The 22,415-nt window shown below is 68.7% G+C and carries 22 protein-coding genes; 11 read left to right on the top strand and 11 right to left on the bottom strand.

Going from position 1 to position 22,415, the window contains the following annotated elements; genetic code table 11:
- Window positions 1-36: 36 nt before the first annotated feature.
- On the bottom strand, window positions 37-972 hold the full coding sequence (locus EJJ38_RS03710) for a glycosyltransferase family 2 protein (protein ID WP_164738393.1): 936 nt from the start codon (window positions 970-972) through the stop codon (window positions 37-39).
- 204 nt (window positions 973-1,176) lie between these two features.
- On the opposite strand from EJJ38_RS03710, the gene EJJ38_RS03715 reads away from it, so the two are divergent.
- Entirely contained in the window at window positions 1,177-2,649 is a 1,473-nt protein-coding gene (locus tag EJJ38_RS03715) for a lipopolysaccharide biosynthesis protein (protein WP_127088774.1), read from the top strand.
- On the opposite strand, the gene EJJ38_RS03720 is transcribed toward EJJ38_RS03715, so the two are convergent.
- Window positions 2,595-3,929: an SGNH/GDSL hydrolase family protein gene (locus EJJ38_RS03720; RefSeq protein ID WP_127088775.1), complete on the bottom strand. Its 1,335-nt coding sequence runs from the start codon at window positions 3,927-3,929 to the stop codon at window positions 2,595-2,597. The two genes, EJJ38_RS03715 and EJJ38_RS03720, sit on opposite strands and share 55 nt — an antisense overlap.
- 99 nt (window positions 3,930-4,028) lie before the next feature.
- Window positions 4,029-4,565: a hypoxanthine phosphoribosyltransferase gene (gene hpt / locus EJJ38_RS03725; RefSeq protein WP_127088776.1), complete on the bottom strand. Its 537-nt coding sequence runs from the start codon at window positions 4,563-4,565 to the stop codon at window positions 4,029-4,031.
- A 152-nt stretch (window positions 4,566-4,717) separates the two neighbouring features.
- Here hpt and ftsE point away from each other — a divergent pair, with 152 nt between their 5' ends.
- The 5 genes from ftsE (at window position 4,718) to EJJ38_RS03750 (ending at window position 8,550) form a co-directional block, all read left to right on the top strand.
- Window positions 4,718-5,377, top strand: coding sequence for a cell division ATP-binding protein FtsE (gene ftsE / locus EJJ38_RS03730; protein WP_127088885.1), 660 nt, complete (start codon window positions 4,718-4,720; stop codon window positions 5,375-5,377).
- Window positions 5,364-6,314, top strand: a complete 951-nt coding sequence (locus EJJ38_RS03735) for a cell division protein FtsX (protein WP_127088777.1) — start codon at window positions 5,364-5,366, stop codon at window positions 6,312-6,314. The genes ftsE and EJJ38_RS03735 overlap by 14 nt, the downstream gene beginning before the upstream one ends.
- Window positions 6,315-6,525: 211 nt before the next feature.
- A complete protein-coding gene (locus tag EJJ38_RS03740) occupies window positions 6,526-7,173 on the top strand; it encodes a YdcF family protein (protein ID WP_164738394.1) in 648 nt (215 codons plus the stop codon).
- Between the two features lie 102 nt (window positions 7,174-7,275).
- Complete coding sequence (locus EJJ38_RS03745; protein WP_127088779.1) at window positions 7,276-8,070, top strand: lysophospholipid acyltransferase family protein; 795 nt, start codon at window positions 7,276-7,278, stop codon at window positions 8,068-8,070.
- Between the two features lie 90 nt (window positions 8,071-8,160).
- Window positions 8,161-8,550 (top strand): hypothetical protein, encoded by a 390-nt coding sequence (locus EJJ38_RS03750; RefSeq protein ID WP_127088780.1) that lies wholly within the window; start codon window positions 8,161-8,163, stop codon window positions 8,548-8,550.
- 16 nt (window positions 8,551-8,566) lie between these two features.
- Here the strand turns inward: EJJ38_RS03750 and EJJ38_RS03755 are convergent, their stop codons facing one another.
- Window positions 8,567-9,121 (bottom strand): gamma-glutamylcyclotransferase, encoded by a 555-nt coding sequence (locus tag EJJ38_RS03755; RefSeq protein ID WP_420836864.1) that lies wholly within the window; start codon window positions 9,119-9,121, stop codon window positions 8,567-8,569.
- Window positions 9,122-9,206: 85 nt separating this feature from the next.
- Between EJJ38_RS03755 and EJJ38_RS03760 the strand changes: the two genes are divergently transcribed.
- Window positions 9,207-10,274 (top strand): DUF2125 domain-containing protein, encoded by a 1,068-nt coding sequence (locus EJJ38_RS03760; protein ID WP_127088782.1) that lies wholly within the window; start codon window positions 9,207-9,209, stop codon window positions 10,272-10,274.
- A gap of 83 nt (window positions 10,275-10,357) precedes the next feature.
- On the opposite strand, the gene EJJ38_RS03765 is transcribed toward EJJ38_RS03760, so the two are convergent.
- The gene (locus tag EJJ38_RS03765; protein WP_245454095.1) at window positions 10,358-10,933 is read right to left on the bottom strand and encodes a helix-turn-helix domain-containing protein; all 576 of its coding nucleotides are present in this window, start codon (window positions 10,931-10,933) and stop codon (window positions 10,358-10,360) included.
- A gap of 26 nt (window positions 10,934-10,959) precedes the next feature.
- On the opposite strand from EJJ38_RS03765, the gene EJJ38_RS03770 reads away from it, so the two are divergent.
- Window positions 10,960-11,931 (top strand): DMT family transporter, encoded by a 972-nt coding sequence (locus tag EJJ38_RS03770; RefSeq protein WP_205666096.1) that lies wholly within the window; start codon window positions 10,960-10,962, stop codon window positions 11,929-11,931.
- Between the two features lie 124 nt (window positions 11,932-12,055).
- On the opposite strand, the gene EJJ38_RS03775 is transcribed toward EJJ38_RS03770, so the two are convergent.
- The 3 genes from EJJ38_RS03775 to EJJ38_RS03785 all read right to left on the bottom strand — a co-directional run bounded on the left by EJJ38_RS03775 (window position 12,056) and on the right by EJJ38_RS03785 (window position 15,110).
- On the bottom strand, window positions 12,056-12,982 hold the full coding sequence (locus EJJ38_RS03775) for a prephenate/arogenate dehydrogenase family protein (protein ID WP_127088784.1): 927 nt from the start codon (window positions 12,980-12,982) through the stop codon (window positions 12,056-12,058).
- Window positions 12,979-14,103: a pyridoxal phosphate-dependent aminotransferase gene (locus EJJ38_RS03780; RefSeq protein WP_127088785.1), complete on the bottom strand. Its 1,125-nt coding sequence runs from the start codon at window positions 14,101-14,103 to the stop codon at window positions 12,979-12,981. The genes EJJ38_RS03775 and EJJ38_RS03780 overlap by 4 nt, the downstream gene beginning before the upstream one ends.
- Window positions 14,104-14,237: 134 nt before the next feature.
- On the bottom strand, window positions 14,238-15,110 hold the full coding sequence (locus tag EJJ38_RS03785; RefSeq protein WP_127088786.1) for a chorismate mutase: 873 nt from the start codon (window positions 15,108-15,110) through the stop codon (window positions 14,238-14,240).
- Window positions 15,111-15,265: 155 nt separating this feature from the next.
- Here EJJ38_RS03785 and EJJ38_RS03790 point away from each other — a divergent pair, with 155 nt between their 5' ends.
- Window positions 15,266-16,291, top strand: coding sequence for a GNAT family protein (locus tag EJJ38_RS03790; protein WP_127088787.1), 1,026 nt, complete (start codon window positions 15,266-15,268; stop codon window positions 16,289-16,291).
- A gap of 12 nt (window positions 16,292-16,303) precedes the next feature.
- Here the strand turns inward: EJJ38_RS03790 and EJJ38_RS03795 are convergent, their stop codons facing one another.
- The 3 genes from EJJ38_RS03795 to EJJ38_RS03805 are packed head-to-tail and all read right to left on the bottom strand — an operon-like array spanning window position 16,304 to window position 19,773.
- A complete protein-coding gene (locus EJJ38_RS03795) occupies window positions 16,304-17,248 on the bottom strand; it encodes a glycosyltransferase (RefSeq protein WP_127088788.1) in 945 nt (314 codons plus the stop codon).
- Window positions 17,249-17,256: 8 nt separating this feature from the next.
- Window positions 17,257-18,225: a glycosyltransferase gene (locus tag EJJ38_RS03800; protein ID WP_127088789.1), complete on the bottom strand. Its 969-nt coding sequence runs from the start codon at window positions 18,223-18,225 to the stop codon at window positions 17,257-17,259.
- Between the two features lie 9 nt (window positions 18,226-18,234).
- Window positions 18,235-19,773: a hypothetical protein gene (locus EJJ38_RS03805; protein ID WP_127088790.1), complete on the bottom strand. Its 1,539-nt coding sequence runs from the start codon at window positions 19,771-19,773 to the stop codon at window positions 18,235-18,237.
- A 438-nt stretch (window positions 19,774-20,211) separates the two neighbouring features.
- On the opposite strand from EJJ38_RS03805, the gene EJJ38_RS03810 reads away from it, so the two are divergent.
- Window positions 20,212-20,877: a hypothetical protein gene (locus EJJ38_RS03810; RefSeq protein WP_127088791.1), complete on the top strand. Its 666-nt coding sequence runs from the start codon at window positions 20,212-20,214 to the stop codon at window positions 20,875-20,877.
- Window positions 20,877-22,349, top strand: a complete 1,473-nt coding sequence (locus tag EJJ38_RS03815; RefSeq protein WP_127088792.1) for a hypothetical protein — start codon at window positions 20,877-20,879, stop codon at window positions 22,347-22,349. Before EJJ38_RS03810 ends, EJJ38_RS03815 begins: the two co-directional genes overlap by 1 nt.
- Window positions 22,350-22,415: the final 66 nt, after the last annotated feature.

Consider the following 22,415-nt stretch of genomic DNA (forward strand, 5'->3'; position numbering starts at 1 on the left):
GGGAACTGGAAGCCCGAAAACGCCTGCTCGGCCCGGTCAGGCCCGGTCGTAATAGCCCTCGGGAAGAAACGGCAGGTTGCGGGCGGCGAAGTAGGCAGCGAACTGGCGCAGGTCCAATTCCGCATGAAAGCGCCGGCTCGGGGAGCCGCTGCCGAACAGTGCGCCCATGGTCACGATGGCGGCATTCTGCACCGCCGCCCGCCATTTCCAGCGCGGCGCACCGAGGAGAAGTCCGGCCTGCCCTTTTGCCATCTTCCCGAGATTGCGCCCTTCCTGCACGCTCCAGCGGCGATAATAGTCCCTGGTGAGCCGCTTCTGCGGCACCTCCGCATGGACGATCAGCTCCGGCACCCACCAGCCGCGGGCGCCGATCTCCTTCAACCGCCCCCAGAGATAGCGGTCCTCCGCATACATGAAGGCATCGGAATAAGGGCCGCAGGCATCAAGGATCGGCTTGCGGAAGGCACAGTTGGCCCCAGTGAGCATGCCTTCAAAGCCCGGCGTGCCATAGGCTCGCCGCACCGGGCCATTGTCCACGATGCCCAGCACGCCGGTATAGGCGCCGGTCGGCAGCCAGTCCGGCGGAGGCGCGCGCCAGATGGGGAAGGCCGGCCCGCCCATATAGTCCACGGCCGGATCGGCGAAAGTGGCCGCCATCACCGCCAGCCATTCGCCATCCACCACCTCGTCGTCGTCGAAATGGGCGATAAGGTCGGCGTCCGAGGCGGCGATGCCGCAGTTCAGCGCGTGGTGGCGCCCCTGTCTTTGCTCGAAGAGGTAGAGCACCGGCCAGGGCGCCTGCGCGGCGAACGCCTCCACCGTGCGGCGCGTATGATCGCCGGAATTGTTGTCAACCACCACCGCGCGCACGGCGAGGCCGGGCGGGACCCGCGCGGCGGCGAGGCTCGCAAGGGCGTTGCGCAGCAGGTCGGCGCGGTTATAGGTCGCGCAGATGACATCGAGCTTCATCATGGGCATTTACGGGGGCGCCGGCCGCTTCGGAGGGAGTGACGGACGACATCATGCGCACGGTTTTCGCCCCGTCCATGGATTTCTCCGCCTCCGCCCTGGATCCAGCAAAGGTGTGGTTGATTCCGGCCCATCCCTGTGCAAACCCAGGCGAGATCCTGCCTTTGCGCGATCCTGGCACCCCCGCCGGAACCTTGCGGCTCATTCATGCTCTCCCGGCTGACCTCACGTATCCAGAGCTTCGGCCGTGCGGCCGCCGTGCGCGAGAGCGCCTATTACGCCATCGGCCTGATCGCGACGCGCGCCGTCAGCCTGCTGATGCTTCCGGTGAACACGCATTTCCTCTCGGTGTCGGAATACGGCCGACTGGAAGTGCTGCTGGCGCTGGCGGACGTGGGCGCGGTGGTGTTCGGCCTCGCCCTCCCCACCACGCTGAGCCGATTCGTGGGCACGGCGGAGACCTGGGAGAAGCGGCGGGAGGTCTGCGCCCATATCTTCGCCGTCGCCATCCTGACCTCGGCCGTGCTCGCGGCGGCGGGATTCGCGGCGGCGGGCGAGATCGCAAAGCTCCTTCCCGGCAACCCGAACGTCACCGAGGTGCGCATCCTGGTGGTGACGCTCTCCATGGAGGGGCTTCTGGGCGTCGGCCTCACCTGGCTGCGGATCCGCGGGGCGGCCGCCACCTTCTTCACCCTGAGCATGGTGCGGGCGGTGCTGTTCGCGAGTCTCTCGGCCACCCTCCTCGTGTCCGGCTTCGGCCTTGCGGGCGTGCTGGGTGCGGGCGCCATCGCCACCGTGGTGCAGGGCGTGGCCGTCGCGGTCATCGTGCTACGCGAAACCGGGGTGCGGGTGCGCGGCATCGACTGGTGGCCGCTCACCCTGTTTTCCGGCCCGCTCCTGGTTTCGGCGCTGGCCATGTTCGCGCTGGGCAGCCTCGACCGCTGGTTCCTGGCGGATGCGGTGGGCACGGCGGAACTGGGCGTCTACGGCGTGGCCGTGCGCATCGGCATTATGACGGCAGTGCTGCTCCAGCCGTTCCACATGTGGTGGTTCCCCAAGCGCTTCATCGTGCTCTACGAACCCCACGGCGTGGCGCGCAGCGCCCATGTGGTGGGGCTTGGCCTGGTCATCATCATGGCCGCCGCCGTGGCGGTGTCGCTGGGCGGGCCGCTCGTGATCCAGCTCCTGACCCCCGCTGCCTATCATCCCGCCATCTATCTCATTCCCTGGATCGCGCTGATCTATGCGGTGCAGGAAGTCGCGAGCCTGCTGGAACTGGGCAGCTTCCTGCGGCGTGACGGCTTCGTGCCGCTGGCCACCAATGCCTTCGGCGCCGCCGTGGTGCTGGTGCTCTATTGGCTGCTGATCCCGCCCTACGGCGTCTCCGGCGCCATCGCCGCGACGCTGATCGCACAATTGGCGCGCACGGTGGTGATCCACCTGGTGTCCCAATATTATGTGCGCCTGCCCTATGATTTCGGCCGCCTCAGCCTCGTGGCGGCGGTGGCGGCCGCCACCACGGCGGCCTCCTTCGCGCTGCTGCCCGGCTTCTGGGTGTTCCTGGGTGGCCTCGTCGCGCTGCCGGCCACCGTGGCGGTGGCTTATGGGCTGAGGCTGCTCTCGCCCTACCGCCCGCCGCCGGGCGAAGCCGGCCCGGTACTGGCCCGCCCGCCCGCCTGAGTACACAGGGCCGGATGGGCCTTGATGTAGTCCAGCAGCGCCTGCGCGGCCCAGAGGTGGCCCTGCGCATTCCAGTGAGGCTCATGGACGAAGGATGCGTCCTTCGCGTCCCGGCCCTGGCTCCGGATAAAATCATAAAGATCGATCACCGGGATGTCGCGCGCCTGGGCCAGGGCTTCCAACCGCTTGAACCGCCGGTCTCCCGGAGGATCGAACTGGCGCATGTTCTCGGTGGACAGGATGACCAGGGATGCGCCATCCCGCTGGGCGCGGGCCAGGAACTGGTCGAGGGCGAAGCCGGTGAAGGCGATGGCCTCCTCGAAGGCCGGCGGCATCTTCTCGGACGCGAAGGGCTCGTCGATGGAGCCAAAGGCGGTAAAGGGATTGTCGTTGCTGGCGCTGTGGCCGTCATAGCCTTCCAGCAGCGCCGCGTTGCCGGGCCTCTGCCGCAGCGCCTCCAGCCGCGCGAGGTTCGCCTGCCCCTGGTCGTAGCCATAAAGCCAGGCGGCGAAGTGCGGGGTGACCATGGCAAGCCGCACATAGATCCAATTGTAGAAATAGGAGTGGAGCGTCAGCCAGAGATGCGCGCGCTGCGCGAAGCCTTGGGCGCGCGCGGTATTCATGACGTGGTCGCGCCAGCCGTCGTCCATGGACAGCATCTGGATGCTTCCGCCCGCTGTCCGCTGGGCATAGGCACGCGGCGGATGATCGGGGCTGAAGCCATAGCGGATCGCTTCCAGCAGGACGGAATTGTTGGCGAAATCGTTCCGCACGAACACCAGGACGATGACGTTGGGCCGGAACTTGGCTGCATAGCGGTCATAGAAGGCGAGCTGATTGAGCTGGCCGGCGCCGGTGTAGGAATAGGCATTGACCATCAGCCGGGCGCCCGGAACGAGGCCCGGCGCCAGTTCCTCCATGCGCGTCTGCATCTTCTCCGAGATGGGAACCTCGCGCCCGTCCACCATGCTGTCGCCGATGAGGGCGACCCGGCAGGCGTCGCGCGCCCGGGCATAGGGGGTGGGCGGGGCGGCGAGGAACCCGTCGGCATTGGCCCGCTCGCTCACCCAGAAATCCAGCTGGTTGGTGCGGTGGACCATGGCGCCGGGCTGATACTGCAGCCCCACGCCGGGAACGGTCACCTGGGGCTGGTCATCGAACAGGAACGGGCGCGCCAGGCGCAGATAGATTTCCCCCGCGCCGGCGACGAACACCACTGTGCATACCGTGATGATCACGCACAGCACGACATCTCGCAGGATGCCCTTCCCCCGCTCCATTCCACCCCCCTGTCCGCCGCCCCGCCCTTATGCCAAGGACTCGTCGCGCCCGAGCGACCTGCCCAGGCGCAGCCAGAACCGGTACAGCGGCATGGAAAATCAATCCAACCCTTCCACCACGCCGATGAAGGGCAGTTGACGGAAGGCGTGGGCCACATCCATGCCGTAGCCCACCACGAACAGGTCCGGGCACTCGAAGCCCACGAAATCGGGCTCCACCTGCACGGCCCGCTTGCCGGGCTTCTCCAGCAGCACGCAGACCATGACCTTGCGCGCCCCGCGCGCGGCCAGCAGGTCCTTCGCGAAAGCCAGCGTCCGGCCGGATTCCAGAATATCGTCCACCAGCAGCACGTCTCGTCCGCGCACGTCGCTTTCCACGTCGCGCAGGATATCCACCTGGCCGGAGGAGACGGTGGCATCCCGATAGGAAGAGAGGTGGAGGAACTCCACTTCCGGGGCTTGCCCGGAGGCATGAAGGGCGCGGATCAGGTCCGCCGCGAACACGAACGACCCTTTCAGGACGGCGATCACCAGTAGCTTTTCGGGCCGGACATCGGCGATCTCGTTGGCCAGTTCTCGGTTTCGGGCGGCGATGCGGTTCTCGTCGAACAGAACCTTGACCGGGGGAAGGGGCATCGTTCCTCTCTCGTTGCAGCGCAAGAATGGCCCGGCGCGCGCAAACCGTCCAGCGCATGCGCACCCGGAGGCGTTCGGCGGTCCCAAAGCCCCGGCCGAGGGTTTATGGTGGGCAGGGCCCGTCGCGGCTGATTCGGTTCAGGGTGAAGAAGTTGGTCCGCTTCGAGAATGTCGGATTGAGATACGGGATGGGACCCGAGGTGCTGAAGGACGTGACCTTCAACATCGCTCCCAACTCGTTTCAGTTCCTCACCGGCCCCTCGGGCGCGGGCAAGACGACGCTCATGCGCCTCCTCTTCCTGTCGCTACGGCCCACGCGCGGCCTCATCACTTTGTTCGGCCGGGATGTCTCGTCCCTGGACCCGGACGAGGTGGCGGTGATCCGGCGGCGCATCGGCATCGTGTTCCAGGATTTCCGCCTGCTGGACCACCTCACCACCTATGAGAACGTGGCCCTGCCCCTGCGCATCCTCGGCAAGGAGGAGACGAGCTACCGGGCCGAGGTGTCGGAGATCCTGCACTGGGTGGGCCTCGGCGACCGCATGCATGTTTTGCCGCCGGTCCTGTCGGGCGGCGAGAAGCAGCGCGCCGCCATCGCCCGCGCGCTCATCGGCCGCCCGGAATTCCTGCTGGCGGACGAGCCCACGGGCAATGTGGACCCCACCCTCGCCCGGCGCCTGCTGCGCCTGTTCATCGAATTGAACAAGTCCGGCACCTCGGTGCTCCTGGCGACCCACGACATCGCCCTCATGGACCAGTTCGACGCCCGCCGCCTCGTGATCTCGGACGGACGGCTCTATGTCTATGACTGACGCCACCCGCCCCCCCGAGCCCCGCGCGAAGCCCGCCCCCAAGGCCCGCTCGCTCACCCCCATCGTGCCGCGCGCCACCGTGGCAGGGCGCGCGCTGGTGGCGGTGGTGGCCATCATGACCTTCCTCGCGGCCCTGACGGTGGGCACCGTCATGGGCATTCGCGCCACCGCGCAGACTTGGCGCTCGGACGTGGCGCGGGAAGTCACCATCCAGATCCGCGCCGGGGATGCCGCCTCCGTGGAGGCGCAGGTGAAGACCGCCACGGACATCGCCACCCAGACACCCGGCGTCACCGCCGCCCATGTGCTCACGTCCGAGGACACCGCGCGGCTGCTGGAACCCTGGCTCGGCACGGGGCTCGATCTGTCGGACCTGCCGGTGCCGCGCATCATCGTCCTGCGCCTCGATGCCTCCTCCCCGCCCGACCTCACCCGGCTGCGCCGCGTGCTCACCGACCGCATCCCCACCGCCACCCTGGACGACCACCGCACCTGGTCGCGCCGCCTCGGCGCCATGGCGGAAGGCGTCATCATCGTGGGGCTCGGCGTTCTGGCCCTGGTGACGGCCGCCACGGTCCTCTCGGTCGTGTTCGCCACCCGCGCGGCGGTGGCCACCAACCGCACCGTGGTGGAGGTTCTGCACTTCGTCGGCGCGCGGGACGGCTTCATCGCGGCCCAGTTCCAGCGTCATTTCCTCAAGATCGGCGCCGAGGGGGGGATGATCGGCGGATCGCTCGCCGCGCTCCTGTTTCTCGGCTTCAGCCTCATGCCGCGCATCGGCGCGGGCGGCGATCCGGAAAGCCCCGGCGTCCTCTCCTGGCTGGAGCCGGGCCTGCTGGGCTATGGGGGCATGGTGCTGGCGGTGATGGTGGCGGCGGGCGTGACCGCGCTCACCTCGCGCATCACCGTCTACCGCACCCTGCGGACCATCCAATGACCTTTTCCCGGGCGAAAAGCGGGCGGGGGCCTCTGGCCATGCCCTTTGCCGGCGCGGATTTTTCCTCGCCAGCGCCGCATTCTGGAGCCATCCTGAACTGATGGAACCGAACACCGGAGCGGCTATGCCTCGCGGCGATGGCGCCGCAAGGGCGCGTACGGCGGGGACTGGCACGGGCGGCCGACGCTGGCTGCGCCGGGCGGCCTTTGCCGTGGGCGGTGTCGTGTGCGTGGCGGCTTTCGCCTTCCTGGCGGGCTTCGCCCTGTTCACCGCCCGCATCGCCAGTCGCGAGCCGGTGGTCCTCAAGCCGGCGGATGGCATCGTGGTGCTGACGGGCGGCGCCTCGCGGGTGTCTGACGGTATCCAGCTCCTGGCGGGGGGCCACGGGCGGCGCATGCTCATTTCCGGGGTGAACCGCACCACCTCGGCGGAGGAACTGCGCCGGACCCTGCCCAATGGCGACACCCTGCTGGACTGCTGCGTGGATCTCGGCCGCAAGGCGCTGAACACCTGGGGCAATGCCATCGAGGTGGCGGAATGGACCCGCAGCCGGGATTTCCGCTCCCTGGTGGTGGTCACCTCCAGCTGGCACATGCCCCGCGCCTTGTTCGAGCTTGGCCGCATGATGCCGGAAGTGGAGCTGATCTCCTTCCCCGTGGTGACGGACCGGATGCAGGACGCGCAATGGTGGAGCGAGCCGCACACCGCCAAGCTCCTCATGAAGGAGTACGTCAAATATCTCATGGCCCACGCCAAGATCCGCCCCTTGCAGGCGGTGGCGCCGACCGGAGAGCCCGACGAAACGCAGAAGCCGCCGCCCGCGACCGCCAACGCCCCCCAGGCCGCCGCCACCCATTGACGCCCGGCCCTGCGGCATCGAACCCGTCGTGTCGAACCTGAATGGCCGCGCGCGCCATTTCGCGCTATTGGACCCCGGCCTGCCGCCTTTTCGGGGACCGCCTTGACCCTGCTGCGCTCCATTGTGTTCCAGATCGCCTTCTACGCCGTCACCGCGGTGTTCGGCGTCCTGCTCCTGCCCTTCATGTTCATGCCGCGCCGCTGGCTGTGGCAGGGCGTGCGCACATGGCTGCAGGCATGCCTGCTGGTGGCGCGCTATGTGGGCGGCATCCGCTCCGAGATCACCGGGCGGGAGAACATTCCGAAGGGCCCGCTCCTGGTGGCGGCCAAGCACCAGTCGGCGTGGGAAACCCTCGCTCTGCTGCTCCTGTTCGACGATCCCACCTTCATCCTGAAGCGGGAGCTGACCTGGATCCCCATCTTCGGCTGGTATCTCTGGCGCGCGGGCATGATCCCGGTGGACCGGGGCGCGGGCGCCGTGGCGCTCAAGGCCATGGCGGAGCGGGCGGCGGCCGAGTGCCACAAGGGGCGGCAGATCCTCATCTTCCCGGAAGGGACACGGCGCCCGGCCGGCGCCGCTCCGCAATACAAGTTCGGCGTGGCGCACCTTTATGCCAGCCTCGGCGTGCCCTGCGTTCCCATCGGGCTGAATTCCGGCGTGTTCTGGCCGCGCCGCAAACCGATCCGTCCCGGCATCATCCGCGCCGAGATCCTACCGGCGGTTCCGGCCAAGCTTCCGCGCGGTGTGTTCGCGGCCCGTATCGAGCGCGAGATCGAGGCGTCCAGCAACCGCCTCATGGCCCAGGGGTGGGCGGAACTGGGCGAAGACCCGCCGCCGCAGGAAAGCGGTAAGGTTACGAAATTATCCCCGCTATCCCGCCCTGTGGAAAAGTCTTGATCTGCCGGTCCCCCGTGTTCTATTTTCGTTCTCATGAATGCGACTGATTCGTTCCTCGTTCCCTTGGTCGATGCGGGTCGGCTCTCCGGTTTGAAGAGCGGCCCCCTCGGTCCCCGCTTCCGCTTCTGGCGCGACCAGGACGGCCGGAGGCACGTCTTTTCGGTCTATGAGACCGACACGGCGCCGGACTATTCCGACGCCCTCGCCGTGGTGGCGCGCCGCACGCCGGCGGGGCCCATCGCCCTCTGGGCCGGCCCCACGGGAGAGCCCGCCCGCAAGGCCGCCGCGCGTTTCATGGCCGAAGAAATCCACATCCATGTGATGGGAGAGGACGCGCCCGACAGCCTCCAGGCCCTGCTGGCGCCCCCGGCGCCGCGCGCCCAGCCCATGCCCGTTCAGACCGCGCCCGCGAACCAGATGACCGCGCGCCCGGTCCATAGCGAAGCGCTGGCCGCCCGCGCCGGACGCCGCGCCGCCTGAGGCGCAGGTCCTCGGATCAGTCCCGCCCCTCCTGGAGGCGGTGGGCGATCCAGGAGAGGCCGGGATCGCGGATACCCATGGCCTTCAGCTCCGAGACCGTGGAGGTCACATAATCCCGGTTCGGCCCGGACTGGCCGTGGGCCGCCCGCACCAGATGCAGTTGCGCCTCATGGTCCAGCCCCTTGGCATATTGGGCATGGGCGCGGTTCACCAGATAGACCACCGCGGGCGTGTCCCGGCCGGACCCGTCCAGCAGGCGAATGCGGCGGGTGGCCTCGCGATAGACCCCCGATATCTGCTCCCGCGCGGTGAGATAATCATGGGTCTGCGGCCAGTCCGCCGCCGTCACCCGATAGGCGATGCCCCGGCACGAGCCGCCAATGTCGAGCCCGAGCACGAGGCCCGGCCGCTCGGGCGTCCCGCGATGATGGAACGAATAGATGCACAGGGCCCGGTGGGCACCGATGAGGCGCGCCTCCACGCGCTCCGCGAAAGCGAAGCCGGGATTCCACATGAGGGAACCGTAACCGAACACCCAGCGGTCGGGATCAGGGGCGGGAGGCGGTTTCACGAGGGCACACATTGACAAGTCGGCACTTCCCGTCGCCTAACAGCGCCTTCCCTCCCCTGCAAGCCGATATGGACCAGGAAGGCGCATGACCGTCATTTCTCCCGCGCCCCGGCGCCGCAAGCCCTGGATCATGGCCGTTCCGCTGCTGCTCGTGGTGGTGCTCGGCATCTGCTGGAGCGGGCTCTGGTTCTTTGCCTCCGCCCATGCGGAACGGGAGCTGGACGCCTGGGTGGCGCGCGAAGCCATGCTCGGCCGCGTGTGGGACTGCAAGGACCGCACGCTCGGCGGCTTTCCCTTCCGCTTCGAGCTCATGTGCGCCGAGCCCTCCCTGACCCTGCGCGGCACGGGCGACACGGTGCGCATCACCGCCGCTGCCGGCCATGCGGTGGCGCAGGTCTGGGCGCCGAACCATATGGTCGCGGAATTCCAAGGCCCGGCGAAGGTGCAGGACCTCGCCACAGGCCATGTCTACGGCGCCACATGGTCCCTGCTGCAGATGAGCGGCGTCGCCAATATGGATGGCATCGCGCAGCGCTTCTCGCTGACGGTGGACAATCCCGCCATCCAGTCGGCCCCGGGAGATACGGCTCAGACCCTGTTCACGGCCAAGCATTTCGAGGCCCATGCCCGCCGCACCCCGCACACGAGCGCAGGCGGACCCGACGGCGTGGACTATGCGATCGGTCTCGTGGACGGCAACAATCCCGGCCTTGCCGGCGGCGGCGGCGTTGCCGGGCCGGTCAATCTCGTGCTCCAGGGCAGCGTGACGGCGATAGACAATCTCCAGCCCATGTCGCTCCCCGAGCGCATCAAGGCCTGGTCCGCCGCCAACGGCACCCTGAAGGTGGACACGTTCAGCCTGACCACGCCCAAGGCCGCGCTCACCGCCAACGGCGCGCTGGGCGTGGACCCGCTGGGCCGGGTGTTCGGCGCGGTCAGCATCGGCTTCTCGGGGGTGGACGAACTCACCCGCGCCTTGGCCCAAGGCGGCATCATTTCCCCGGAGATCGCCTCCATCGTGAACGCCCTCGCTCTCGCCGGGCGGCCGGGCGACGTGGCGGGCCGCCGGGGCACCACCTTCTCGGTCACCTTGAAGGAAGGCGCGGTGCAGCTCGGCAAGGTGCCCATGGGGATCATCCCGCCCTTGTTCTGACGCGCCCCGGAAAGCCGTGGGGACGCGCTTAGACCCGCTGATTAAGAGTCAGCTGCTCTTGGCGCCCGTCTACGGGCTCGCGCTCAGATGGCGAGGCTACGGATGAAGCGCAGCGTGCCGGTGCCGACATTGACGAACATATAGGGGCGATCGCTGCGGAAGATCAGGAAGTCGCCGGTCTCCACGCGCCGCGTGCCGCCTTCCATCTCCACCTCCAGCACGCCCTCCAGCACATAGAGCATCTCGCTCCAGCCCACGCTCGCCGCCGTCTCGCCCTCATAGCGCTCGCCCGGCGCGAGCGCCCAGGTCCACATCTCCACCTCGCTCACGGCCGGGGCGGTGCCCAGCAGCACCGCGCGACTTTCCGGCGTCTCGCCCTGCCAGAGCAGGCTGCGGATGCGGGTGCCGTCCTGGGCCTCCGGCGCGCGCACCAGATGGGAGAAGCTGGTGCCCAGCGCGGCGGCGATGCGATCGAGATTGCTGAGGCTGATATTGGCCTCGCCGGATTCGATGCCCACGATCATCCGCCGGCTCAGGCCCGACGCCTCGGCCAATGCCGCCTGACTGAGACCCGCCTCCTGGCGCAGGCGGCGGATATTGTCACCGACGCACGCCAGTACATCGGGCCGGGAGGCGGAATCCGGTTCTTGACTGCGCACTATATTGCTCATAGAACCTGCGCACTATGTTGCACACACCCACTCCCACGCCCGTGGCCCGCTTGGAAGGCCACACCTTCCCCCCGCGCGCTCCGCGCCGGGAGAGCCTCCTGTCGCAGCTTAAGGGCAAGCTTGCGGGAACGCGAGGCAGCGAGGCCGCGCTGGTCGGCATCACCATGATCTGGGGCACCACCTTCCTGGTGGTGCACGGCCTGTTGACGCATACCGGGCCGCTCATGCTCACGGGCATGCGGTTCGGCTTCGCGACGCTCGCGCTCATGGCGGTGTTCGGCTCGGCCCTGAAGGGCATCACCCGGCGCGAGCTGGCGGCGGGCGCCCTCGTGGGCGTCTCCATCTTCTTCGGCTATGCGCTGCAGGCGAAGGGCATGGAGACCATCCCGTCCAGCAAGTCGGCCTTCATCACCGCGCTCTATGTGCCGCTGGTGCCGCTGCTGCAATGGGCGGTCATGCGCAAGCGGCCCCATATCATGGCCTGGATCGGCATCGGCCTCGCCTTTGCGGGCCTCGTGCTGCTGGCGGGTCCGGACGGCGCGTCGCTGGGGCTGGGGGAAGGCGAAGTGCTGACCCTCATCGCCACCCTCGCCATCGCCGCCGAAATCCTGCTGGTGGGCACCTTCGCCGGCTCGGTGGATGTGCGGCGGGTGAGCATCGTGCAGCTGGGCGTTGCCTCCCTGCTCGCCTTCCTGGCCATGCCCGTGGTGGGCGAGGCGGTTCCCGCCTTCTCCTGGACGCTGGTGATCGCCACCTGCACGCTGGGCATCGCCTCGGCCCTGATCCAGGTGACCATGAACTGGGCGCAAAAGCGCGTCTCGCCCACCCGCGCCACCGTCATCTATGCCGGCGAGCCGGTCTGGGCGGGCATTGCAGGACGGCTTGCAGGCGAGCGTCTTCCCGCCCTCGCCATCCTCGGCGCGGCGCTGATCGTGCTGGGCGTCATCGTGAGCGAACTGCGCCTGAAGGCCCGCAAGGCGGATTGATACCATCGGCTCCGGTCTTTGACCGGTGCCAAATGGGTCTCGCTCAAGCGCCGCGCGGGCTTGACCAAAGGCCCGTGAGCGTTGCTCGCGGGCCTTTTCTCATGAGGTTTCCATAAGCCCCGCGCTATTTCACGTCCGGCGTGCGGCGGCCGAAATCGGGCGCCGCCGTTTCCTGGCCCATCTCGATGATGGACCGACGGATGGCCCGCGTGCGGGCGAAATGGTCGTACAGCGCCTCCCCGTCCCCATAGCGGATCGCCCGCTGGAGCTGGGACAGGTCCTCGTTGAAGCGGCCCAGCATCTCCAGAACCGCCTCGCGATTGTTCAGGAACACGTCGCGCCACATGGTGGGGTCGGAGGCGGCGATGCGGGTGAAGTCCCGGAAGCCGCCGGCGGAGAACTTGATCACCTCGGAGGTGAGCGTCTCCTCCAGATGCGCCGCCGTGCCCACGATGTTGTAGGCGATGAGATGCGGCACATGGCTGGTGATGGCGAGCACCAGGTCATGGTGCCGGGCGGTCATGGTCTCCACATTCGCGCCCATGCCCCGCCACAGCGCGCATAGCCGTTCCACTGCCGCTTCGTCCGCGCCGTCCGGCGGGGTGACGATGCACCAGCGGTTCTCGAACAGGCTCGCAAAGCCGGCGTCCGGTCCCGAAAACTCGGTTCCCGCCACGGGATGGGCGGGCACCAGATGGGCGTGCGGGGGAATGTGGGGCCCCATGGCCTCCACCACCGCGCCCTTCACCGAGCCCACATCCGATACGACGGCCCCGGCCTTCAGCGTGGGGGCGATCTCGATTGCCACCGCCTCGGAAGCCCCCACGGGGACGCAGGCGATGACAATGTCCGCTCCGCGCGCCGCCTCGGCGGCGGTCTCGGGCACCTCATGGGCAAAGCCCAGCTCCCGCACCCGTGCGCGCACGGCCGGATCGGCATCGGAGACCACCACCTGGGCGGCAATCCCCTTCTCACGGGCCGCACGGGCGATGGAGGAGCCGATGAGGCCCGCGCCGATGATGGTCAGGCGATCCACGAGAGGCCCGCTCACCGCGCCGCTCCCGCGAGGAAATCGGAGAGGGCATGCACGGTGAGGACGTTCGCCTCTTCCGAGCCGATGGTCATGCGCAGGGCGTTGGGCAGGCCATAGGCCCCCACGGGCCGCAGGATCAGCCCCCGCTGGGTCAGGAAGGCATCCGCCGCCGCCCGCTGGGCCACATCGGCGAAATGGATGAGCACGAAGTTCGCCGCAGAGGGCGTGACCGCGAGACCCAGTTCCGCCACCTGCCGGGAGACCTTGGGAAGCCAATGGTCGTTATGGGCCACCGCCGCCGCCACATGGGCACTGTCGGCGATGGCCGCGATGCCCGCCGCAATGGCCGGGCCGGACACGTTGAACGGCCCGCGCACCCGGTTCAGCGCATCGATCACCACCGCCGGCCCCACCGCCCAGCCGAGCCGCAGCGCCGCAAGCCCGTGGATCTTGGAGAAGGTGCGGGTCATCAGCACGTTGGGCGCCTCAAGGGAGAGGCGCTGGCCAGGGTCGAAATCCGGGCGGTGCAGATATTCCGCATAGGCCGCATCCAGCACCAGCAGCACATGGCGGGGCAGCGCCGCATGCAGGCGCTCCACCTCGGCATAGGGCAGGTAGGTGCCGGTGGGATTGTTGGGATTGGCCAGGAACACCACCCGCGTGCGGGGCGTCACGCAGGCCAGCATGGCGTCCACGTCCGCCGTGTGGTCGCGTTCCGCCGCAACCACGGGCGTGGCGCCCGCCGCCAGCGTGGCGATGCGATAGACCAGGAAGCCGTATTGGGAGAAGACGCATTCGTCGCCCGGCCCCAGATAGGCCTTGGCCGCCAGCGCCAAAAGCTCGTCCGATCCCGCCCCGCACATGATGCGCGCGGGATCGATGCCGTGCACCGCACCGATGGCCTCGCGCAGCAGGATGGCGCTGCCGTCCGGATAATCGGCGAGATAGTGAGCCGCCTCAATATAGGCCGCGCGAGCGCGCGGGCTCGCGCCGAGCGGCGTCTCGTTGGACGACAGCTTGAACACCTTGGCGACGCCGGGTGCCTGGCTGCGGCCGGGCACATAGGCGTCGATGGCCATCACCCCCGGACGGGGCGTGGGCACGGCATGGATGGTGCGCTCGGGCACAAGGGCGGACATGGCGAACTCCGGGCAAGAGCCTCATCCGATCCCGCCGGTCCGGCCGGATCGGAACGCGCTCTCGCTTTCTGAAAAGAGACGGGTTCAGTGGTGAGACGGGATCGCCGAACGATCTCGCCTCACCACATCCGGCTCTAAGACGTCGAGGCGGAACGGGCGCGGCCGTCCGCCCCGAGGCGGTAGGGGGCGGCATGGCCGCCCACGAAATGGAAGGCATCGACACACGCACCCGCGCCAGAGAGCACGCCGAACGCGGCATCACGCCCGCCGGTGGGAACGCTCATGAGCAGCGCGACGGCATCGGGGGCCGGATCGGCAGGGGCGGCCAGCAATTCGCCATGCCCCGCGAAGGCGGCGGCCGCCTGGGGCACCCAGCCGGAAACGCGCACGCTCCACAGCTCGATTTCCGTGACGGCGGCGTCCGCGATGGGATGGCTCACCACGAAGACCGGCAGGGCCGCCGGATGGTCCGCCCGCTCCACGAAGGGCAGGCGGGCGATGATCTTGGGCGCGGCCTCGGCTTCCAGCGCGGTCCACCAGGGATCCCCGCCCGGCAGGGTCACGGCCGGCAGCAGGCCGAGATCGCCCGTGGACGCCGCCACCGCCTCCACCACGGCGCGCGGGCCGATATGGGGCATGAAGGGCGTGGTGAAGCCGAAATGGAAACGGGCGCTGTCCCGCATGGGCGCCTCGCCCACGGACAGGTCCGCATGCACCGCATAGGGCGCCTGCACATAGGTGAAGGTGGAGATGATGACGCGCCAGATGCTCTCCACCGTGTCCAACGGCAGGAGCCCCCGGTGGCGGTCCACCAGGCGGCGCATCATGGCGGCCTCGCGGGCGGGCCGGAAGGCGGAACCGCCCTCCCCGCCCTGGTGGCGCTTCACCTCCACGAGGCGATCGATAATCTCGCCGCGCTCCATGAGGAGGCGGTGCATGGCTTCGTCGATACGATCGATCTCGGCGCGAAGCTGGGGAAGGTCGGGGATGGTGGCGTTCGTTGTCATGTCTTTCACCGGCCGGGTTCCTCTATCCCCCCGGCGGGCGGAGATCAAAGGTTTGTTGCGCGAAACGGCCCGCCACTGCGCGCGCCGGCGCGTTGACAGGGCTGCGGCAAGGCCGGAAAACAGCCCGCCGCGTGCCGCGGCCTCAAGGGAGTACCATGTCGCAGGAACAAGGGGCGCATGCGCCGTGCTGGACACAGGCGCCTGCGACCCGTGCCGACCTCCCGGCCATCCATGCGCTGTATGAGACGGTGCGGGGTCCCGGACGGTCCATGGACCATCTGGGCTGGGCATTGTTCGATGCCCCCTTCGACCCCCTGCCTCCCATGCTGGCCCTGGAGGGGGAGCGCTGCGTCGGCCTCCACGCGCTCCGCGCCACCCCGCTGCTGCTGAACGGCGTGCCGGTCATGGGTTGCCGCGCAGCGGAAACCGTCATTCATCCCGGCTATGAAGGGCAGGGCCTTTCCGAAACCCTGGCCCGGGCGAGCTATGCGGCGGCTGAGCAGCGCGGCTTCCGGCTGGTCTATGGCCGGCCCGGCGATGCCGCCGAGCCGCTGATCATAACCCAATTGGACGCAGTGGATGGAGGCGAGGTGCAGCGCTGGGTGCGCCCCCTGGCCGCTCCCGGCCTGCTGCCCGCCGCCTTGGCCGCGCCGCTCACCGCGCTGATACGCTCCCATGCGCGCGGCGGTCACGACGCCCGCGCCCGCATCACCCCCGTAACGGCCGAGACGCGCTTCGTGCTGCCCCCGCCCATGCCGCGCACCGCCAAGTGCAGCATCGACAAGTCCGTCGCTTGGTTCGCCTGGCGCTACGCCGCCGAGCCGCACGGCGCATATGAGCAATTGGTGCTGGGGGATGCGGACACGCCCGACGCCCTCATCCTCTTCACGCAGGCCCGGAAAGCGGGCGCGCTGCCCGTCCTCGTGGTACGGGAATGGCTCGCCGCCAACGCGAAGCTGCGCCTTGCCGCCATGAAGGCCCTGGTGGCGCAGGCGGCCGAGCGAGGCTGCGGCAGCGTGGTGCTCCACACCAACGATCTCCAGGCGGGGGTATTGTTGCGCGGCGCGCTGTTCTTCCCCCGCCCCGGCACGCCGCTCGGTTTCGTCCGGCTCGGCAGCAGGGAGACGGCCGGCCCCTCCAAGCCGGGCGACCTGGTGGTGCTGGGCGGCGATCTCAGCTGATCCGGCCCGATCTCACTTCAGGCGCAGGAATCTCAGGCCGTCGGCCGCCGCCTTCTTCGCCACCACCAGAGACGGCGCCACGGTGAAGGCCGACAGGTGGCGGCACATGGCCTCGAAATGACGCCCCGCCACCATGGCCGCCTCGGCCTCGGCGACGCGCACCCGCGCCTGCGCCACCCCGCGCCAGGGCTGGGGGATGCGCGAGGGATCCGGCGCCTGGGCGTCGAACACCTGATGCATGGTGCGCGCCAGCTCCGCCATGTTCCGGGAGGTGGAGCCGGGACGCACCAGATAGCGCGTGGCGCGGCGCGTGGAGCACCAGACCGGCCCGAGCTTGGCGAGCTTCAGCCAGAGGTCCCAGTCCTCCGAGATGCGGTAGGTCTCGTTGAAACCGCCGACCACGGACAGCGCACCCTTGCGGGTGATGACCGAGGAGGTGGTGCACACCATTTCCGCCAGCAGGATGGGGAAGGCATTGGCCCCCAGCGGCAGCAGGCCCGAGCGCCCGGCAAGGAAGGCGCGGAACAGGGGCCAGTAGTCGAACTGATAGCCCACCAACCCGCCCTGGGGATCCACCGACATGATATCCGCGAAGGTGAGCGTGATGGCGGGATCGCGCTCCATCAGGCCGAGCCGGTCGGACAAGGCACCGGGCAGATATTGGTCATCCGCGTCCAGGAAGGCGATGATGTCCGCGGAGGCCCGCCGCACCCCGAGATTGCGTGCGGCGGCGACACCCTGGGCGGCCCCCTTGACGGGGAACAACAGCCGATCGGAGACGGCCGCCTCGCTCAGCCAGTCCCAGGTTCCGTCGCTGGACCCGTCATCCACCACCACGATCTCCACCGCCCCCACTTCCTGCGCGCGGATGCTGGCGATAGCCTCCGGCAGATAGGGCAGGCAGTCGCGGGAGGGAATGACGACGCTGAGGCGGGGCTTCATTTCGGCGAGCGACATGGGGCGTCCTAACCGTAGGTGAGGGCGATGCGGTCGATGAGGCGCTGGGCCAGCTGGGCTTCCCCGCCCAGGTGCTCGGCACAGCGCAGCCCGGCTTCGGCGGTGCGCTGCCGGAGGCTGTCATCCGTCCAGGCCCGCGCGATGGCGGCGGCGAGCGCGGCCGGGTCTTCCGGCGGCACGGCGATGATCTCGTCGGCGAAGATGTCCGTCATGCCCGGCCCTTCCGAGCCGATCACGCATTTTCCAAGGATCATGGCATTGAGCGCCGTGGAAATGCCGGACGCGACGAAGCTAGACTTCACCACCGGGATCACCACCAGCTTCGCCCGCCGCAGCATGTCGAGCTGCGCATGGGTGGAGCCGTCATCGTCGAGCTGGGCGACATTCGCAGGCAGCTTGTCCAGCGGCCGGGTGAAGCGGGCGCCGTGGGCGACGAGGCTCTCCGGGTTCACCCGCGCGATGGCGCCGGGATAGGGCAGGCGCTCCATGGCCGCGAAGAAGGTGTCGAAGTCCCGCATGGAGCGGCCGAAGGTGAGGACGAATTCTTCCGTCCGCTCGGCCCGCGCCGCCGCGTCCAGGTCCAGATTGACCTTGAAGGGCACATAGGCGCAGCGCTCGGGCGGGATGCCGTAGATCTCGGAAAGCCCCCGGGCATCGGCGAAGAAGTTGATATAGAGGTCCGCCCCCGAGAGAAACGGGCGCTTCAGGAGATGGGAGACCCGGCTCTTCAGCGTGGACGGTCGGCGGAAGATGAGGTCGATGGCCACGATGGGCCGCGCGAATCCGGACAGGAACCGGCGGGCGAGCACCAGCTGGATCACCGTATGGGCATCGCCGCTGATGACGAACACCGCATCCTTGCGCGCGCCATGGGCCTTGAATTCGGCGAGCGTGCGGGCCTGCACGGTCTCGCCTTCGATCCCCGAGGCGGTGCGCCATCTGGCCGGCAGGGCCGCATAATTGGTGACGATCAGCATGGGCCACCTTCAGCGTTGGGGCGGCGCGTCCAGCCAGCCGGGCATCGAGGCCTTCAAAGGCGGCGCCGCACCCGGAACACAGGTCCCCGGCCGGTGCCACACGCAGGCCGGGCCCCGGCTTCCGTTGGAGCGGCAACCGAGATTGGTGAAGCCGAGCGCCGTCAGGTCCGGCAGCGGGTCGTCCGGCGTCTCAGTGGAGGTGATGGCGTAGTTGAAGGCGCTCGCCTGCTGCTTGGCCTGCGGGCTGTCCGCATCCACCCCGTAGAGCGGAATGCGCGGATCGGTGGAGACATAACCGCCCGAAATCCACCAGGTGCCGGCCGGCACGATGGCGAGGCCGCAGGCATTGGGATCCGCATTCACCTGACGGGTGGCGAGGATGGTGCCGCGCCCCAGTTGCCAGTGGGAGGAGAAATGGCTGAACGCGCCCAGCAGGCCCGACATCACCACCACGAAGGCGATGCCCCCCGCCGCCAGGACCGAGGTGCGCACCTTCCCCTCCCAGAGCCGCAGCGCCAGTTCGGCCATGCCGATGCCGCACAAGGTCAGCACCAGCGGCACGCCCGGATACATGTAGCGCGGGCTCTTCACCTCCACCGCCATGAGGAGGACGACGTTGAACACGAACACCACCAGCAGCAGCGGCAGCCGGCGCGCGCCGATGAGGCCCGTGATCAACAGGAGCGGGAAGGCCCCGGAATAGAAGGCCAGAATCCAGGCGGGGTAATTGTACCAGGGCACATAGCCCCATTTCCCGTCGCCGGTCTCGCCGATGGTGGACCCCTGATACTTCACATACTGGATAATGGAATTGAACGGCACGCCGAACGTGGCCCAGTCCAGCGGGCCGAGCACGCCGAGGCCCAGAATGCCGCCGAGGCCCAGCGCCAGATAGCGGGACGGGTGGGTGCGCGCAACCCAGATGGCGCAAAGCGCCGCCACCGGCCCGAGCTGCATGCGGAACGCCGTGGCGAGGCCGAACAGGACACCCGCCGCGAGCAGGCGCCGGAAGCCGGTGGCCGGGCCATTGGGATAGGCGAGATAGAGCGCGGGAACGAGGCAATAGGTGCCGAAGGAATCCTGCAGCGGATGGCCGGCATAATAGATGGTCTCGAACCAGAAGGCGCCCAATGCGCCGCAGATGGCCGCGCCCACCGGCCCGCCGAACCGCCAACCCCATAGGAAGGTGGGGACGATCAAGGTGAGCGAGAACAGGCTGCAGACCGCCAGCGCGCCCATGATCTGCGCATCGGGCCCTCCGCCCGCCAATGCGGCGAGCTTCATGCCGGGCGCGATCAGGCCCGCGGTCAGCCAGGAACGGGCACCGACCACATATTCCCAGGGCACCAGCCCTTGCCCGGTCAACAGGCGGTGCGCCTGCTCCAGATATTGGATGGTAACGTCGGCATAGCTGGCATTGGGGAAGCGCCAGGCGACGATCAGCTTCACCGCGAAGGACGCCACCAGGAAGCCCGCGAGCAGCAGCTTCATGGACCAGGGGAGCGGCGGGGCCTCCCCCGACTGGCGTTGCGCCTGCGACACGCTCATTCCTGCCCCCGGGCCGTTGCGTCCCCAATTCCTAGAGCGCGATCGACCCGGAGGGAAGCGCCGCCTGCACGATCAGCCGGGCTCTGAATCGCTTTCCCTCAAAGATTTAGGGGCCGAGCCCCCAGGACAGGCCACCCAACCGGCCCGATGCACGCTGCCGTTGCGCTTCTGCCGGGAAGACTGCGCCGGCCAGCCCTCCTCAGAGGCGTGAACGCCTTGCCTTTAATGAATCGGAGACCGGCGCGCCTCACCGAGAGGTGACTACAGAGGCAGGTCGTTACCACCATGTGCACATAGCCCGGCAGCTCCGCCGTAAGCTGTTGCGCACAGGCCCTGTTTCACATCCCCCCGTCCCCATCCGGAGAAAAAATGCTCTAAGCTTCCGATGTGATTCGCGCGTTTTCCGCACCTTCGTCTTCACGCCTGCGGGAGACAGACATGCCGACGCGGCGTCCTGTGCGCTCGTTCCTGGCGGCCCTCCTGTGCCTGGGGGCCGGAGGATGCGCCACTTCCTCCTCCGATCCGGCCTCCCTCATTCCGACGCAGCTTGCGGCGTCGGTCATGGCCGAGGACCGTCTGCTGGGCAATGCGAACGGCGGCAGCGCCGTGTCGGTGGACGACATGCTGGCGCGTGCGCGCCAGAGCGGGGGCGACGGATCGCCCCCCGGCCAGCATGCCACGGCACAGGCCGCGACCACCAATGGGCCCGGCGAGGTCACAGGGAGCGTCGGTGCCCCGGCCGCGTCCCCGACCCAGGCCCCGGTGGCCGCCCGGCCTGCCGCCCCCCCGGCCCTGCCGCCGGAGCCTGAAGAACCCAAGCCGCTCTTCGAGATCACCTTCGACGGTTCCGAGGAGCAGCCGCCCGCTGCCGCGAAGGAGGCGATGGCCAAGAAAATCAAGGGCGCACGGCTGTCCGCTAAGAGCGAGGTAACGATACTTACCGGTCCCGGCCCCGGAACAAACGCATTTGAACAAGCGGTTCTAGCGAACAGGCGGGCACGCAATGTAAGATCGCTGCTGCCGGAGGGATGGCAGATCCAGCAGCTGTACGATCCCAGCTTTCCCCCGGACACTGTGAGAATCGTGCTGGGCCGGGTTAGCTGATGGCGATGTTTGAAACCACGTCCGATACGCTCGCCTACCTGCTGCAGGTGGCGTGGCGACGGCGCTTTCTTGCCTTCATCCCGGTCCTGCTCCTGCCGCCCCTGGCGCTGGTGGCCGCCACCCTGGCGCCGCAGCGCTATGAGGCGCGCATGACCCTGCTGGTGCAGGAGCCCTCCAAGCTCAATCCGATCCTGAACGACATCGCGGTCAATCCGAACCTGAAGGAGCGCATATCGGCCCTGATCGCGCTCGCCCATTCGGAAGTGGTGCTGGGGCGCGTGCTGGAGGATATGGGCCGGGTGGGCCCCTCCACCGATCCGCGCGACAAGGAGAACATGGTCCGCAACCTTTCGGCGGCGGTAAACATCCAGCTTGTGGGCAATGACATTATCGAGATGCGCCTGCGCGCGCTCGATCCCACCTCGCCCTCCATCACCCTGGAAGCACTGTCCAAGCGCTTCATCGAGCGCGTGGTCTCGCCCGAGCGCACCGCCGTGGAGGACAGCGAACGCTTCCTCAAGGGGCAGATGGACGAGCGCCGGGTGGCGCTGGACCGGGCCGAGCGTGCCTATTCGGACTTCAAGAGCGCCAACGCCGATAAGCTGCCCGCCATCTATAACAGCACCGTCACGCGGCTCGCCCAGCTCGACCAGCAGATCGAGCAGAAGGAGATGGACCTCGGCACGGCGGACGCGACTTTGCAGGACCTGCGCCGGCGCCTCGCCACAACCAATCCGCTCATCGGCCGCATCGAGGAATCCATCGTCCAGGTCTCGGCGGACCTCGCCTCGCTGCGCTCGCGCTACACCGACCAGCATTCCGAAGTGCAGGCCGCCTCGCGCCGGCTGGAGCGCCTGGAAAGCGAGCGCCAGCATCTCCTCTCCTCCGCGCGCGACATCGAATCCACCGATCTCGACCGGCTCTGGAACCTCGCCGCGGGCGTGACGCAGGGCGGCAGCGGTGACAGCAGCGACACCCGCACGGCCCCCCTCCTGGTCTCCCAGCTCCAGAAGCTCCAGGAAGCGCAGGCCAAGAAGGTCGGCCTGGAGAAGGAAGTGGAGCAGCTCAAGGCGGCCTCGGTGATGCTCCAGCGGGACATCGCCTCGTTCGGCCCCATCGAGGCCCAGCAGCAGAGCCTGGACCGCGCGGTGAAGACCGCCCAGGACAATTACGACACGCTCGCCAAGCGCTACGAGATGGCACGGGTGACCGGCGCCCTGGGACAGTTCGAGGCGCCCGAGCGCGTGAAGACCCTGGAGCCGCCGGCCAACCCGGCCACCAAGGTCACGCCCGGCTACTTCCTGTATGTGCTGGCGGGCATTGCCGCCGGCCTCGCCCTCGGAGGCGCTCTGGCGGGAGCGGCGGAACTGCTGGACAATCGGCTGCGCCGTCCCCAGGACTTCGCCCGCGTGCTGGGCGTGCCGATCATCGCACGCATCCCGCGCATCGATCCGGTGCCCCGCGCGGCCTGATCCGCGCGCAGCAATGGCCGGGTGCCGCGGATGGCCGCGGGCCAGCGCGCGGCGCCGGATATCCCG

This window comes from Aquabacter cavernae, from assembly GCF_003993795.1.
Lineage (GTDB): Bacteria > Pseudomonadota > Alphaproteobacteria > Rhizobiales > Xanthobacteraceae > Aquabacter > Aquabacter cavernae.